Below are 16,677 nucleotides of genomic sequence, written 5' to 3'. Positions count from 1 at the left end.
CGTTATGTCTTTGGTACAACGCATTATCTGGGGCTTTGCCCTCTTGCTGATTGCCCTGCTGGTTCTGGCTGGCAGTAACTTTATGTCGCTCAGCAGTATTCAGACCCAGCTACAGGGCGTAACTGAACGCGCCGTGCCGTTATCACGCACCGCTGGTTCGATCCGCGCGACCGTGTTACATGCCGATCTGCTAATGCAGCGTCTGCTGCAAACCGACAGTATTGAAGAAAATGCCCGTATCAAACAACAGTTCGATAACACCATAGCGGAGCTGAACCAGCTGCTCGGCAGCATCAGCCCGGAGCTGATTGCCAGCAATAGCGCCCTCAAAACAGCACTTGATGGCATCCGTTCCTCGGCCACCGACTTCGGTAAAAACAGCGACAGCCTGCTGGCCAACCACCTTAAAACCCTGGAGTTACGCAAGATTGAAGAACACCATGCCCGCATCATGGTGAAGCTGGATCGTCAGCTCGACAAATACCTGGGCAAAGACACCACCAACCTGTTCCTTGCGCCGGATGTTCGCACCACCGTACAGGCACTGGACCGCGACACCCGCACGGTGATGAACGCCTTCAGCTCCTTCCTGGTCAATCGCGATATGGAACGCCTTGAATCCCAGATTGCAGGCCAGGCCGGAGTCATCAGAAACGCCCTCGACAGTATTCGCACAACAGAGCCAAACAAGGCCAAGCTTTACTCCATTATGCTGGTGCCCCTGCTCTATCACCTGTCCGACGACAAGGGCCTGATGAATGTTTATCGCAACCTCAATCGTCTGGACGCCGAAAGCACCAGCCTGCAGACTGCCATCAGTGGTGAAGTATCAGAAACTACTCAGCACGCCGACGAACTGGTGGGCGTAGCAGGCAAAATGCTGGATGTGGCACGCACCGACTCAGAAACTACCGTCAACACCAGCCTGACCCTGCTATCGCTGATCAGCCTCGGCGCCATCGCCCTGGCAGTGATCATCAGCCTGGTGCTGTCACGCAGTATTCGCGCCGCCATTAACGGTTTCCGCGAAAATCTGGTCAGCATGAGTCGTGGAGACATGCGTGTGCGCTTTGATACCCGTCGCAGCGATGAGTTTGGCGAACTGGGCGGCCACCTCAATGAACTGACCGACAACCTGCAAACCACTTTCCGTGAGTTGTCTTCTGCCGCCGACCGTTTGTCGCACACCTCAGGCACCAACGCTCAGACCAGCCGTGATACCCGACAGGCCGCCGACGAGCAAAAACACCTGCTGGAACAGACCGCCACCGCCATGACCGAAATGGAAAGCACCGTGCGTGAAGTGGCGCAACGCTCACAAGACACCATGCACGCCGCTGACGACGTCAAACAGCAGATGAACCAGGCCCGTCAGGCCATCGAAACCGCCATCAGCAACGTCCGCCAGCAAGCGGCGCAGGTTGCACAAGCCTCTGGCACCACCAACGAGCTGGATTCCTACGGCAAAAAAATCGACTCCGTGATCGAAACCATTCACAACATCGCCGAACAGACCAACCTGCTGGCACTTAACGCCGCCATCGAAGCTGCTCGCGCCGGTGAACAGGGCCGCGGCTTTGCCGTAGTAGCCGACGAGGTCCGTTCACTGGCCAGCCGCACCAAACAGTCCACTGCCGAAATCCAGAACACCATCGAGCTTATGCAGAAACTCATCACCGCCGTGGTGAATGTGATGGCGGAAAGCTCGCGGATGAGTGAAAGCAGTATTTCGGTTGCTGGTGATGCCGAACGCGGACTGGGCAATATCAGCCAGTCGATTGGCGAGATCGTGAGCATGAATATCCAGATCGCCAGCGCCACGGAACAGCAAAGCCACACGGCTCGTGAAATCAGCCAGAGCGTTGTCGCCATCGCCAACGCTGCCGACAAAAATGCCGCAGGCGCCCAGCAAACCGCTCGTATTGGCGAAGAGCTACAACAACTGGCCAACAGCCAGAAACAACTGCTGCAGAAGTTCCGGGTGTAAAGCCCGGAAACCACACCCTCGCTTTTTCACATTTCTCTATTTCACAGCTGTCTCTTTCACAGCTTCGAGAACCACGTTTCCAGCCCACGTTTCCACGCTTCGGTGTGGAAACAACTTTCACTTCAAATCATTACCGATACCGGCATCACAGGACACCGGCAAACCCCATCATCCGGGTCTAGACTTCAGTAATAAAAGACAGGAAAGCCAAAATCGACCACCACCTGGCTGACTATCCTGCACGGGAGCCTCATGAAACCCTATCTGCTGTTTGCCGCGCTGATCGGAGCCGCTGTCAGTGGCGCTGGTTACACCACCTACCTGAACCTGCGCCATCAGGCCGGACTCGACTCCCCCTATCCAAACGTGGTTGGTATGCCACCCGATGCCCGCCGTTCCCTGGTGCCCGCTTACGCAGGGCCGCATCCACACCAGCTCAAACGCCCGGCTGAAACCTTTGAGTTTCCGATTGAATATGGCGCTACCGGGCCGGTCGAAAACCTGTTTGCAGGTCCACCACAATACCCGTTCCTGTGCCAGAGCCTCGAAGGTGGGCTGGGCCAGCCGCTGATCGACAATACCCAGGGTTGGGGGGTGCCGGTGTACGCCGAAGACCAACACGGCCATCGCTCCGGGCAGATTATTGGTTACAGCAAGGACTGCAGCCTGCCAACGCGGCTGCATTACATCTACTACGCGCCGGGCAGCAAGGAGCTGGTCGGCAAACGGGTCGACGACGATATTGGCAAAGTGCCCGACAACACCAGCCTGCTGGTGCGGGTCGAAACCGGCACCATCAACCGCTACATCTACACCATCATGATGCCGACCACCCACAACGATCAGCTGCAGGACCCGGACACCACGGTCTGGAACGGCAAGCTGATCTATTACTTTCGCGGCGGTATCAGCATTGGCTTCCAGCAAGGCAAGGTACGCATCGAACGTCTGGTGCGGGATGTAAAAGAAGCCCTGCAAATGGGCTACGCCGTGGTGTATTCCAGCGCCAATGAAACCGACAACACCTATAACATCTCGTTGCAGGAAGACACCGCGCTGCGGGTGAAACACCAGTTTGCGGCCCGTTACGGCACGCCCAAATTCACCATGGGCATCGGCGGCTCTGGCGGCGGTTTGCAGCAGTACCTGTTATCACAGAACCGTCCCGGCATTATCGACGGTGGTGTAGCACTGATCAGTTACCCGGATATGGTGACCCAGGTGCACTACGCCCTCGATTGTGAGTTGCTCGAATACTATTTCGATCACCTGAGTGCCGACCGCAAGTTCTGGGCCGACCCGTTCCACCGCGAAGCCGTAATGGGCCTGAGCGTCGCGGGTGCCCCCGCACCGGGCAAGGAACCCCGACTGCAATGGCTGCAGGACGCCGCCAGCCTGTTGCGGTACGAATGGCCGAGCAGCACACCTCCCGGTTCTGAATGTAATGCAGGCTGGCGCGGCTCAACGCCACTGGTGAACAACCCGACCTTTCACAGTGACTGGCAGCGCTTCAGCCCCAGCGTGTTTAACCGCACCTACTGGACCCACTGGCAAGACAACCGCGACATGTACGGCACCAATCGCCGTGGCCGCGCTCCGTCCCCGTGGAGCAACCTCGGCGTACAATACGGCCTGCAGGCCATGCGTAATCATGTGATTAACATCGACCAGTTTATCGACCTCAATCGCCGGATCGGTTCCTGGAAAAACGGTGAAAACATGACACCGGAGCATCTGTGGCACCTGAGCGGCGACTCCCGCCTGTATCGCCTGACGCCATATGGCGAACACAACATGACTCACAATGGTCAGGTGATGGACGTTGCACCGCGCTTCCACGGCAGCCTGCGCGCCGCCAGCGCCGCCTACTGGTCTGGCAACGTGTACCTGGGCCAGCTCGATATTCCGATTATGGATGTGCGCATGTATCTGGATGGCGAACAGAACATTCACCACACATGGGCCGCACTCTCTACGCGCGAACGTATTCGCAAAGCCGGTGGCGACAACAGCCTGAATCCACTGTGGATCACCACCAAACCGTACAACCCCATGTGGGACGCCATCAATACACTCGACCACTGGCTGACCCGTGAACGCGAACTGGCCGACGACCCCGACTTCCACGGCAACCAGCAACAACGCTGGGCCGCCGCCCGACCACTGGAAGCGGAAGACACCTGTTTTGGCAGCGAAGGTCAGGTCATCGCCCATGGCAACGACGTCTGGAATGGCGCCTGGAATGGCCAGGAAGACGGTCCTTGCACTCGCCTGATGCCATTCCACGAAAGCTCACGTCAGGTCGCTGGCGATGCCATCACCGGCTACACCTTCCAGTGCGCCCTGATTCCGGTGGAGCAAGCCATCAAAGCCGGGTTCTATGGTGACATCAACGTCAGCACCAAACTGGATGAATTACGGGAAATATTCCCGTACGGCGTATGCGACTACCGTCAGCAAGACCTCGCCCGCCCCGCCGCCCTGCCACTCTACAAACCGTTTGGGTAAACCTTTGTTGAAATCCAGATGAGATAGGGAGTCAATTGGAGCTCGCAGGAGCAGCTCAGCCAATAAATTCGCGCTCACAACCAGAGCCATAACATTCAGGGGACATCTATTTAATCCTGCACAGCTCTGCGCGAGTGTTGCCGGTTCTCAGAGCAAGACGGAGAACGCAGCGAAATGACGAGTCCTTTTCAAGTTCTCTAACGCAGCTATGTGAAGCGGCAACCCGCGCCCTTCGGGGGCTGCTGGATGATTCCGACTCTGTGTCGCCAGTTTTTGACTTGACCCGTCAGGCCTGCAAACTGGCTTCGTGATTCGTAACCATCCGGAAGCCCAGAGCGGGCACCGGATTAAATAGATGTCCCCTTCAGTTTATCCAGACCGTTTTGCCCATAACAAAGACCAGGCCCGGCAAAGCAAGCGGTTTTGCTGACATATCGAGACCGATAAGAGATCTCCTCACCGGCTGGCCAGCCAGGCTTTCCAGCTGCCGTGGTGGGTAATATCTTCCGCGCCAATTTGCCCTGAGGGCTCACAAATAAACCCGGTGACCATCGAACCATCGGCGATCTGCACTTTACCAATACCCAGTGGCCCCGGTATGGCGGCCACAAAGGTGCCGAACTGATCAGCTGGCATACTCCAGATTTCCACATCAATCGCCGCGCCATTGGATTCGTCACGAATCAGGCCGGGGCGTAACAGCGGGCCACCGGCGAGTGCGTACATGCGATACACCGCGGCGGTGGTGGTGACGGTTTTGAGGGTGGCGCCGCGTTCGGTCAGCTGCCAGTTGAGCGGCAAGCCGGTCAGGTGCGCACCACACACCAGTACGTCGATGCGTTTCTGGGAAGTTACCGGGTTTTGGGCACGGGCGGGTTGCGGCTGGCCAGTAGCACCTTGTGGCAGTTCAAAGATGCCTTGCAGGCGATTGGCAATCGACAGCAGCCAGCGGTCGGACATACAAGGCCCCACCAGAGTGATACCAAACGGCATGGTTTTGCCGTTGGCAGCACTGAACAGTCGGGTTGGCACGGCGACCGAGGCCATATCGAGCAGGTTCATGAAGTTGGTGTAATAACCGAGCTGGCTGTTGGCCTTGATGGGTTCGGCCAGCATCTCGGCGATGGTGAAATGACGTCCGGCGGTGGGCGTCAGCAGGGCGTCCACCGAGGCCAGAATGGCATCGCAGGTGCGCTTGAGTTCTCGCAGGCGATATTGGGCTTTGAACAGATCGGTAGCCGCTGGGTATTTGCCCTGCTCCACAATCGCCCGTACCACCGGGAAGATGGCATCGGGGTTGGTGTCGATTAACGGCTGGGTCGCCATATAACGTTCCGTGACCCACGGGCCTTCGTACAGCAAACGGGCGGCTTCCAGGAAGGGCTCAAAGTCGATTTCGGTGAGGGTAAAACCGGCCGCTTGCAGCTCACTCAGGGTATCGGCATATGCACTGGCATAACCTTCATCGCCGAAAAATTGCAGCTGTGATGGCGGAATCACCCCCAGACTCAGGTTACTGGCCGCCAGTCCGTAATGACGTTTGAGGTTCAGATACGGGTTATGGCGGCTGAAACCATCGGCCTCGTCGTATTGCGCAGCAACTTCCAGCACCTCGTTGGCGTCGTCGCTGTTGGTGGCAAAAATGCTGATGCAATCGAGGCTGCGGCAGGCATACACCAGCCCGCTGCCCGACAACAAGCCGATACTCGGTTTAAGGCCAATCAGGTTGTTAAAACAGGCCGGTACACGGCCGGAACCGGCGGTGTCGGTGCCGAGGCTGAAACTGGCCAGCCCGAGCGCCACCGATACCGCTGAGCCGGAGCTGGAACCGCCACTGACATAATCAAAATCGAAGCTGTTATGGCAGGCTCCAAACGGTGAACGGGTGCCGTTCAGGCCGGTGGCAAACTGATCGAGGTTGGCCTTGCCGACCGGAATGGCACCAGCATCCACCAGCTGCTGCACCACAAAGGCGTGTTGGCCTGGGGTATAGGCAAACTGCGGGCAACCGGCGGTGGTTGGCACACCGGCGAGGTCGATGTTGTCCTTGATCACAAACGGAATCCCCCACAGCGGGCTGCTGTCGGGGTTCTTGCTGGCAAGTCCGTCGATATAGGGCTGAATCCAGTCCAGCGCTGGGGCGGTGATCCAGATGTTGTGGTCGGTAAAACCGGCCGCCCGTTCGATAATCTGCTCAACCAGTTGTTGAGGGCTCAACTCACCACTGCGGTAAGCCTGTTTGAGGGCGGCAAAACTCAGGTTCAGGGTTTTGTTCGGAACAGTCATTGGGCTTACTCCACAGAGGACATCAGAATCAGGGCCTGGCCAGGGTTCACCCGGCCGCCTTCTTTCAGAACAATCTGGTCAACCACGCCATCACACGGGGCGTGGACGGTAATTTCCATCTTCATCGATTCCAGAATCATCAACACCTGACCGGCCTTGACGCTGGCGCCCACCTCGGTGCTGATTTGCCACACCGAGCCGGATACCGGGCTGTCGACCAGAATGGCGTCTTCCGGCCAGCAGATATCGGTGCTGTCGGCCTCAACTTCCTCAACGGAATAGTTGAACTGGCCATCACGGTGCCAGCGCTCCAGTTCGGCGGCAAAGGCCTGGTTACGCTGTTCGGTGAAGGCGCCAATGCTGGCGGCTTCGTCGCTGAGGAACTGCTGGTACTCGCCGAGGCTGAAATGACCTTGCTCGATCGTCAGCGGGTAACGCCCTTGCGGGAAATCACGGCGGATTTGCATCAGTTCGTTTTGGCTGACTTCGTAGAAACGGATCTGGTCAAAAAAGCGCAGCAGGTAAGGTTGGCTGAACTCATGGGTGCGGCGATAGCGGTTCCACATCTGCAGGGTACGGCCAACAAACTGGTAACCACCCGGCCCTTCCATGCCATACACACAAAGATAGGAACCACCAATCCCCACCGAGTTTTCAGCAGTCCAGGTACGCGCCGGGTTGTATTTGGTGGTCACCAGACGGTGGCGCGGATCAACCGGTGTGGCCACTGGCGCGCCCAGATAGACGTCGCCCAGCCCCATCACCAGATAAGACGCGTCGAAGACGATTTTCTTGACCGCATCAATGCTGTCGAGACCGTTAATACGGCGGATAAATTCGAGATTGCTGGGTGCCCACGGCGCATTTTTGCGCACCGACTGATCGTACTTCTGGATCGCCAGACGGCAGGCTTCGTCATCCCACGACAGTGGAATATGCACAATCCGCGATGGCACCGACAGTTCGTCCAGCTGGTTGGACAACGTGCGTTCGGCCTGTTGCAGATAGGCAATCAGTTGCTGCACTGGCAGCTGCTGGGAGTTGTAATGCACCTGCAGCGAACGGATACCCGGTGTCAGTTCGCGGATACCGGCCAATGGATGCTGCTGTAACCATTGCATCAAGGCGTGAGCACGGAAGCGCAGGCGCAGGTCGAGTTCCATGGCACCGTATTCCACCAGCAGGAAGTGGTCACCAGCGGCACGATAGACTACGTCATCGCCCATTTCGGCGGCACTGAGGCTAGCCAGAATCGGGGTTAACGGCTCTATCGCTTCGATGTTCACGGCCACGGCTTGCAGGGATTCAATCGATTGCTGGTTGGCGGCTTCCAGCGCCACGGCGGTTTCGAGGCTGACCGGCACAAAACGCACCTTGTCGCCCGCGCGCAGCTGACCCAGCTTCCACAGATCCGCCGTGATCACGGTTGCCGGGCACACAAAACCACCCAGCGATGGGCCATCTGGCCCCAGAATCACCGGCATGTCGCCGGTAAAGTCCACCGAGCCAAAGGCATAGGCGTTGTCATGCAGGTTGGACGGATGCAAACCGGCCTCACCACCATCGGCTCGCGCCCATTCGGGTTTGGGGCCAATCAGGCGCACCCCGGTGCGACTGGAGTTGTAGTGCACTTCCCAGGCGGTAGCAAAAAAGGTGTCGATATCCGGATGGGTGAAAAAATCCGGTGCACCGTGTGGGCCGTAAATCACATGCAGCAGCCAGGCATCACCGGCATCCGGCGTATCCAGTGAACAGATCGCCGGTTGCAGCTCGGTCGGCAATTCGGTCAGCGTTGGTTGTGGCAACAGGGCGCTGCCATCCAGATGCAGGACGTCACCGGCGCGAATGCCACGACCGTTGTGGCCACCAAACTGGCCGAGAGTAAAGGTCGATTTGGAACCCAGATAATCCGGGCATTGGATACCACCGGCCACCGCCAGATAGGCACGGGCACCAGCGGTTTTGGCAACCCGACCAAGGCTCAGGATCTGCCCGGCTTCAATGGTAATCACCTGCCAGTTGCGCACAGGAATACGTTCACCCTGCCCCGCTGTTTGCAGGCTGGCATCCATATCGGCACCACCAATCACCACCTGAGTGGTACGGCTGAACTGCAGAGTTGGGCCCTGAATGGTGATTTCCAGCCCGGCGGCGTTTTCCGGGTTCCCCAACAAACGGTTGGCCAAGCGGAACGAGTGGCTGTCGAACGGACCCGACGGCGGTACACCCACATCCCAATAACCACTGCGGCCCGGCACATCCTGAATGGTGGTCTGGGTGCCACCACTGATCACGTCGATACGGGCAGGCAAATAAGCAAAGTCGTTGAGGTAACGGGTGGTGATTTCACCGTCCAGCAGGCGCTGGTCACGGGTTAACACCCGCAGGTAATCGAGGTTGGTTTCGCAGCCATACAGTTGTGACTGATCGAGGGTTTTCTGCATCAGCGCCAGCGCGTCGTCACGGTTCTGGGCGTGCACAATCAGCTTGGCGATCATAGGGTCGAAATAGGGCGGAATCTCGATACCGGTTTCGACCCAGGTATCCACCCGTACCCGCTCCTGCTCGGCAGGCTGGTAAAATGCTACCTGACTGAGCAATCCGGCCGCTGGCTGGAAGTTGAGATATGGGTCTTCGGCGTAAATCCGCACCTGAATGGCATGCCCAGACGGCTTCAGTTGCTGGCGAATACTGTCGAGATCCGAGGTATTACCGGCCGCCAGACTCACCATCCACTGCACCAGATCAACGCCATACACTTCTTCGGTAACACCGTGCTCGACCTGCAGACGGGTGTTCACTTCCAGAAAGTAGAACGCGCCGGTGTCGGCATCGAGAATAAATTCCACCGTACCGGCATTGCGATACGCCACACTGGCCAGCAGGCGTTCAGCGGTGGCATACAACTGCTGACGAATGTCGTCTGACAGATTCGGTGCCGGGCACTCCTCCACCACTTTCTGGTTGCGGCGCTGGCTGGAGCAGTCACGCTCACCAATCGCCAGTGCCTTGCCCTGACCATCGCCAAACACCTGCACTTCAATATGGCGGGCGCGGGCGATGAATTTTTCGAGGAACACGCCGTCGTTGGCGAAGTTGTTGGCACCCAGACGTTTGACCGAGGCAAAGGCGTTATCCAGTTCGGTATCGTTGTGGCACAGCGACATACCAATGCCACCACCACCAGCGGTCGACTTTAACATCACCGGATATCCGATCCGCGCCGCTTCGGCCTTGGCCGCCGCCAGGTCGGTTAACAGGTCGGAACCCGGCAGCAATGGCACCTGGCTGTTTAACGCCAGTTCACGCGCCTGATGCTTGAGGCCAAAGGTGGTGATCTGCTCGGGCGTCGGGCCAATAAATTGCAGACCTTCGGCTTCACAGCGTGCCACAAAATCGGCGTTTTCACTGAGGAATCCGTAACCAGGGTGAATGGCGTGGGCACCGGTTTCGCGGGCGATTTGCAGAATGCGCTCAACGTTCAGGTAGGTATACGCCGCCTGGTTCTGCTCCGGGGTATCCGGGTTCAGGCACACGGCCTCATCGGCCAGCCGCACATGCAGGCTGTCGGCGTCGCAGTCGGCGTAAATCGCCACCGAGGCAATGCCCATCTGGTTGAGGGTGCGGATGATGCGGGTGGCAATGGCGCCCCGGTTCGCAATCAGTACTTTGCCAATCATCGGATACAGACTCCGTGTTTGTACTGCAGGTCGTCCTGCGAAAATTCAGTCACCCGGCCGGGTCGTCCCGGTGGGTCATGGTCGGGCGTTGAATGGCCAACGCCTGACCGGCGGCCGTCAGTTCCAGACCAGCACTTCAATCGGAGTCGGGTTGTAACCGTTGCACGGGTTGTTCAGCTGCGGGCAGTTGGAGATCAGGATCACCACGTCCATCAGGGCTTTTAACTCAACGTATTTGCCCGGTGCTGAAATGCCGTCTTCGAAGGTCAGGCCACCGGCTTCGGTGATGGGCACGTTCATAAAGAAGTTGATGTTGTGGGCGATATCGCGCTTGTTGAGGCGGTATTCCGGGTGTTCGTTGATGGCCAGCATCCAGCTGTCACGACAGGCATGCATGCAGCGTTTTTCGAGGTCGTAACGCACGGTGTTGCTTTCGGTGGCGCAGGCACCGCCGAGGGTATCGTGGCGACCGCAGGTATCGGCGACAATTTCCAGCATCGGATTATTAAGGTTGGAGCGCAGCACCGAACCACTGGTCAGGTAGACGTTCCCCTGTTCACGAATGGTATCGCTGGCGCTGTAACGCTCACTCGGGTTGGCGGCGCTGTAAAACAGGGTGTCGGCGGCCTGATTGCCTTCGAGATCCAGCAAACGCACGGTCTGCCCGGCCTTGATGGTCTTGATGTAGTAATCACCGGCCGCAACGGTATCACGAATAATCGCCTGTTCAGGCAGATAGGAACTGGTGGTCAGCATGATGGGTTACTCCTGATCCGGCTGCAGATTGGCCAGTGCAGCAGGCACCGGTTGTGGGTAATGGTGATCGGCACCGAGGTAATACAGGGCGTTGTTGGCAAAACCACGGCGGTTTTCATCACAGAGATTCAGGCACGGATCGTCTGCCGCCACCGGCAACGCCAGACCCAGTTCAATCCCCACGGCGCGAGCCGGATAGCTGTCCGCCGGATTGAGCGGATGTGGACAGGCGTGTAACAGCACCAGCGTGTCCATTTCAAAACGCAGGGTGACCTGGCTGCCCGCCGGGCTGGCACCGGGCACCAGGCGCATATTCCCTACCGCATCGGTGGCAACCTTGCTGAACCAGTTGAGGTTGGAAGCCAGATCGGCACGACCCAGACCGTACTTGGCCAGCTCGACCAGAAAGGCGTCGGTGCCGTTCTGGTGCCACTCGTTACGGGCGTTCTGATAATCGCGTTTGCCCCAACGGCTGGCGACCTGTTGGGCGTGGCTGTTGCCACAGACGCTGTCATGCCAGCCCATGCTGTCGTCGACGACCGAGGCAAAAATGCGCCCCATGTCGGAGTACAGGCAGTGGCCCTTGGTGATACGGAAGGTGTGCTGGCACTTGAGGGTGTCCGGGGCGTTGTAACGCTCCAGCAGGTTTTCCGGGTTGTAGAACAGCATGCCAACGTTGGCACCGCCGTCGAGATCGGTCAGACGCAGCACGGTGCCGCGTTTGAGACGCAAGGACCAGTGGCCGCCGGGAGACAATCGGGTCTGGTAGTCGATGGAATGGATCATGTGCTGCTTCTCAGTTGCTCGGTTCACATGGAGTACCCCTGGCCTTTGCCAAACGAGTCTCCCGGGCTTTTATCCCGCCGTGTAACCTGGTGATCTGCCGGGCAGCAGATCCCTGAGAGGTCGAGTGCTCTCGGACCAGTCACCTGTGCCATTGGCAACAGGTCGGAACCCTAGCGCTCTATTCCACCAAATTGTGTCAGCCCAGAGGCTGGTCCGTTTTGAATCGTTTCATGCGAAACGCGTCAAGGGGTACGGACGTTTCAGTTGCGCGCCAATCAGTTGCGCTCGAACGGATCGGGCGCGGTCTGAATGTGTTCAACGTTTTTTCAACTTTTTTACTAAAGCAAACCCGGTGCCACTCCGTCAACCCGGCCGTTTTGGGCAATTGACCAGCGGCCGGTAAAACGCTGATGCGGTGTTTGCCAGCGTCCGCTGGCGCATACCGTCCGTCTTTGGCGCATATCCGCCTCAAAACATGGCAACAACCGGCCAATATTGCACCAATACAAGGCAAAGATGGCCGAGTGTTCTCTGGTGCGCGGTGGCTCTCATGCTTGACCTGACAACTTTGTCAGATTTGACCACTTGTTCACCCCACTCACGACTCCCGCTTTTCCATTTGCGTCTACCGGCCTGCAAGCCCGATGGCCAATGGCGGCGCGCGGAATTTTCGGGCACCTGGCACGGCTATCCACGAGGCTGTCATCGCCCGCTCGCACACTGGAAATGGCATAGGCGGTGCTAGACCAGTATTACGAATTTATGTTCTGGTAATACTCAAAGCCTGATCCGAATCCCTGAATCGACACCCGTTACTGGAGTTACCCGATGAAGAAAACCCTGCTGTCTGCCCTGTTTGCCGGTCTTGCCTTAACCCAGTCGGTATCCGCCGAACCGTTAAAAATCGGTTACAGCGACTGGCCGGGCTGGGTCGCCTGGGAAATCGCCGTCGAGAAAAAAATGTTTGAAAAAGAAGGCGTTGAGGTGCAATTCGAGTGGTTCGACTACGTCGCCAGTATGGAAGCCTTTGCGGCTGGCCAGCTCGATGCGGTCACCATGACCAACGGTGATGCGCTGGTGACCGGCTCCAGCGGTGCCCCCAACGTGATGATTCTGATCAACGACTACTCCAACGGTAACGACATGGTGGTGGGTGCTCCCGGCATCAAAAGCCTGAAGGACCTGAAGGGCAAAAAGATCGGCGTCGAAATCGGCTTTGTTGAACACCTGCTGCTGCTCAACGGCCTGAAAAAATACGGTATGACCGAAAAAGATGTTGAGCTGGTCAACGTGCCAACCAACGAAACCCCGCAGGTGCTGGCCTCTGGTCAGGTTGATGCCATTGTCGCCTGGCAACCAAACTCCGGTCAGGCCCTGAATCTGGTGCCGGGTTCTGGCCGCGTGTACTCCTCGGCGGATGAGCCGGGCCTGATTTACGACGTACTGGCGGTATCACCGACCAGCCTGGCCCAACACCGCGGCGACTGGCAGAAAGTGGTGAAAGTCTGGGACGACGTGGTGGCGTATCTGAACGACCCGGCGACCCATAACGAAGCAGTGGCCATTATGGCAGCCCGAGTGGGTGTTACACCGGCGGAGTATCAGGCTTTCCTTGATGGCACCCGTATCCTGTCGATTCGTGAAGCCATGCCGTTTACCAAAAAGGCCGACGGTTTTGCCTCACTGTATGGCTCCAGCAAGATTGCTGACGAGTTCAACGTGAACAACAAGGTCTACGAGCAACCTCAAAACGTCGACAGCTACATCGATACCTCACTGATGAGCGCTGTCCACAAATAACCATCGGCCCATGCCTCACCCACTTGCTGCGGATGTTTCCGGGCAAGTGGGAAAAGGGGCCAATTTCCCTTCCCTCGCACGATGACCGCACAGCCGTATGACCGCGCTGCAGGTCAGGGGGAAGTTGCACCCTGCAAACCCGTTACAGGAAGCCGCTTATGTCGCTTTTTGCTGTCAACAAACCACTGCCACCGCGCACCCGCTCACTGGTGACGGTGCTGAGTTTTGTGTTGCCACTGGTGATCTGGAGTCTGGTCAGTTATGTGCCCTTTATCTGGCACCCGCAAACCCTGATCAGCGAGCCAGGCTCCGTGAGTTACTTCAAAGCCGACATGCTGATCGACAACGCGATTTTCGAAACCGAACTGGCCAAGGCCCGAGATGCGGGCACCGCCCTGCCACAAGGTAGCCCGGCCAACCCCGGTTATTTACCCGCACCCCATGAGGTGGTGACGGCGCTCTACACTGCCTTTACCACCGAGCCCACCCGCAGCAGCGAAAAATGGCTGCACGAAAGCCTGTGGAGCAGTATCGAGGTGATTTTCTGGGGCTTTGTGCTGTCGTCGATTATTGGTATCCCGCTGGGGATCATGGCCGGCACCTTTGACTTCTTCTCACGCCTGTTCGAGCCATTTATCGAGTTTTTCCGCTACCTGCCTGCACCGGCGTTTGGTGCCCTGGCGGTGGCGATTCTGGGGATTTACCAGGCCCCGAAAATTGCGATTATTTTTATCGGCACCTTCTTTCAACAGGTGCTGGTGGTGGCCAATACCACCCGCAAACTGGACCCGGCCCTGCTGGAAGCAGGACAGACGCTGGGAGCCAGTAACCGCTCGCTGATTTTCCGCATCGTAATTCCGGGCATTCTGCCCGACCTGTATCGCGATACCCGCATCCTGCTCGGCTGGGCCTGGACCTACCTGATTGTGGCGGAACTGATCGGCACCAGCTCCGGTATCACCTGGTTTATCACCCAACAGGCGCGCTACAAGAATTTCGACAACGTGTTTGCCGCCATCATCATCATCGGCATTCTCGGGCTCACCATTGACCTGCTGCTGGCCTGGCTCGGACGTCGTCTGTTTCCGTGGCAACGTGTGAATCACTGATCTGGAGAACCACCATGACTGATCTTGAATTGCCAGATTACCGCCACCAGAGTGATACCGTTCGCGACCGTTTCGAGCGTCTGAAACAGCGTCCGGTGACCATGGAAGTAAAAAACCTGACCAAGGAATTCAGCACCCGTACCGGCAGCGTCACCGCCCTCAAGGACATCAACCTGACCATCCACAAGCGCGAATTTGTGTGTGTGATCGGGCCATCCGGCTGCGGCAAATCGACCCTGATCCGCATTCTGGCCGGGCTTGAATCGGCGACCTCCGGGCAGGTGCTGCTGAACGGCAAGGAAGTGACCAAACCCGGCCCTGAGCGCGGCATGGTGTTTCAGGGGTACACCCTGTTCCCCTGGTTAACGGTGAAAGAAAACATCATGTTTGGCCTCATCGAAAGTGGTCAGGACCGTGGCAGTGCCGAAGCGGATGCCCGCCAGTGGATTGATCTGATTGGTCTGGCGCGGTTTGAAAACCATTATCCGAACCAGTTATCCGGCGGTATGAAACAACGCGTTGCCATTGCCCGCGCCCTCGCCAATCAGCCGAAAATCCTGCTGATGGATGAGCCGTTCGGGGCGCTGGATGCCCAGACCCGCGCCAAAATGCAGGCGTACCTGATGGAGATCTGGAAGAACATCGACATCACCATCTTTTTTATCACCCACGATCTCGACGAGGCCGTGTATCTGGCCGACCGCATTCTGGTGTTAAAAGCCCATCCCGGTGAAGTGCAGGAAATTGTTGAAGTGCCGGTGCCACAGCCGCGCCATCCGGGGCAGTTCCTGAGCCCGGAATTCCTCGCCACCAAACGCCATATCGAACAGCTGATTCATCCTCCGGCCGCCCATGGTGACGACGACGATGACAAGCTCAACATGGTGCGCATGGTGAACGTTAATGACGATGTCGGGAGTGTGTTCTGATGTATGACCTTCACCATATGACCTGGGAAGACGTCGCCAGCGCCGTACAGGCTGGCGTGCAAACCGCGATTCTGCCGATTGGTGCCACCGAACAGCATGGCCCGCATATGGGCTGTGGAATGGACACCGCCATTGCCCACACCCTGTGCACCGATGTAGCGGCACAAGTGCCGGTGATTCTGCTGCCCACCCTGCCCTATGGCTGCTCGATTGGCCATTCACGGCGCTGGCCCGGCACCCTGGCACTGAATCCGAAAACCCTGATTGATGTGATCAGCGATATTGGTGACTGGGTGTGGTCGGCCGGTATCCGCCGTCTGGTGCTGGTTAACGGCCACGTTACCAATGAAGCGCCGTTGCGCTGTGGTCTGGAGATGCTGCGTGCCCGTCACGACGGTTTTATGGTGGCGCTGGTGCACACCGCCCGTCTGTCTCCGCGCGTGCGCGACGCCCACTTCCAGGATGCCGATGACTGGCACGCCAACGATGCCGAAACCGCACTGATGATGGCCCTGCACCCGGACATGGTGCGGATGGACAAACTCAGCGACGCCGATGATCCCGACCGTACCGATGGTTGTGTGTTCAGCCATCCGGTGAACCGTACCAGCCTGAATGGTGTGACCGGACGCCCGTCAGATGCCACCGCCGAGAAGGGCAGCCAGCTGTACGAATGGATGCTCACCGATCTGACGGCCCTGCTGCAGAAAGCCATTCATGAAGAACCACCGTTAGAACAACCCTATTACCAGTCGGTGCTGACCACGACCTGAGTAAAAAACCAGAGTAAAAACCGACGCAAGACTGCTCCACTCCCGGTACGGAGTCCGTACCCA

Annotated in this window: 10 protein-coding genes and 1 riboswitch; of the genes, 6 read left to right on the top strand and 4 right to left on the bottom strand. The window is 57.9% G+C overall.

Going from position 1 to position 16,677, the window contains the following annotated elements; translation table 11 throughout:
* The first annotated feature begins 4 nt into the window (after positions 1-4).
* Positions 5-1,987, top strand: coding sequence for a methyl-accepting chemotaxis protein (locus OUO13_RS16485; protein ID WP_283174986.1), 1,983 nt, complete (start codon positions 5-7; stop codon positions 1,985-1,987).
* A 252-nt stretch (positions 1,988-2,239) separates the two neighbouring features.
* Positions 2,240-4,495: a DUF6351 family protein gene (locus tag OUO13_RS16480; protein WP_283174985.1), complete on the top strand. Its 2,256-nt coding sequence runs from the start codon at positions 2,240-2,242 to the stop codon at positions 4,493-4,495.
* A 456-nt stretch (positions 4,496-4,951) separates the two neighbouring features.
* Here OUO13_RS16480 and atzF read toward each other — a convergent pair whose 3' ends face one another.
* The 4 genes from atzF to OUO13_RS16460 all read right to left on the bottom strand — a co-directional run bounded on the left by atzF (position 4,952) and on the right by OUO13_RS16460 (position 12,003).
* Positions 4,952-6,781, bottom strand: coding sequence for an allophanate hydrolase (gene atzF / locus OUO13_RS16475; RefSeq protein WP_283174984.1), 1,830 nt, complete (start codon positions 6,779-6,781; stop codon positions 4,952-4,954).
* 5 nt (positions 6,782-6,786) lie between these two features.
* Complete coding sequence (gene uca / locus OUO13_RS16470) at positions 6,787-10,461, bottom strand: urea carboxylase (RefSeq protein ID WP_283174983.1); 3,675 nt, start codon at positions 10,459-10,461, stop codon at positions 6,787-6,789.
* A 117-nt stretch (positions 10,462-10,578) separates the two neighbouring features.
* Entirely contained in the window at positions 10,579-11,217 is a 639-nt protein-coding gene (locus tag OUO13_RS16465) for an urea amidolyase associated protein UAAP2 (RefSeq protein WP_283174982.1), read from the bottom strand.
* 6 nt (positions 11,218-11,223) lie between these two features.
* Positions 11,224-12,003, bottom strand: a complete 780-nt coding sequence (locus OUO13_RS16460; RefSeq protein ID WP_283175047.1) for an urea amidolyase associated protein UAAP1 — start codon at positions 12,001-12,003, stop codon at positions 11,224-11,226.
* Positions 12,004-12,059: 56 nt separating this feature from the next.
* A riboswitch (guanidine-I (ykkC/yxkD leader) is annotated at positions 12,060-12,188 on the bottom strand.
* A gap of 643 nt (positions 12,189-12,831) precedes the next feature.
* On the opposite strand from OUO13_RS16460, the gene OUO13_RS16455 reads away from it, so the two are divergent.
* From OUO13_RS16455 to OUO13_RS16440, 4 genes are all read left to right on the top strand, one after another.
* Positions 12,832-13,803: an ABC transporter substrate-binding protein gene (locus OUO13_RS16455; RefSeq protein ID WP_283174981.1), complete on the top strand. Its 972-nt coding sequence runs from the start codon at positions 12,832-12,834 to the stop codon at positions 13,801-13,803.
* A gap of 158 nt (positions 13,804-13,961) precedes the next feature.
* Positions 13,962-14,912 (top strand): ABC transporter permease, encoded by a 951-nt coding sequence (locus OUO13_RS16450; protein ID WP_283174980.1) that lies wholly within the window; start codon positions 13,962-13,964, stop codon positions 14,910-14,912.
* 14 nt (positions 14,913-14,926) lie between these two features.
* The gene (locus OUO13_RS16445; RefSeq protein WP_346429366.1) at positions 14,927-15,841 is read left to right on the top strand and encodes an ABC transporter ATP-binding protein; all 915 of its coding nucleotides are present in this window, start codon (positions 14,927-14,929) and stop codon (positions 15,839-15,841) included.
* Positions 15,841-16,614: a creatininase family protein gene (locus OUO13_RS16440; protein WP_283174979.1), complete on the top strand. Its 774-nt coding sequence runs from the start codon at positions 15,841-15,843 to the stop codon at positions 16,612-16,614. The genes OUO13_RS16445 and OUO13_RS16440 overlap by 1 nt, the downstream gene beginning before the upstream one ends.
* Positions 16,615-16,677 lie beyond the last annotated feature (63 nt).

The sequence above is a fragment of the Parathalassolituus penaei genome (assembly GCF_026626885.1).
Taxonomy (GTDB): Bacteria; Pseudomonadota; Gammaproteobacteria; order Pseudomonadales; family Oceanobacteraceae; genus Oceanobacter; species Oceanobacter penaei.
Note: the sequence above shows the minus strand (reverse complement) of the source record. Positions and strands in the feature narration are given on the sequence as shown.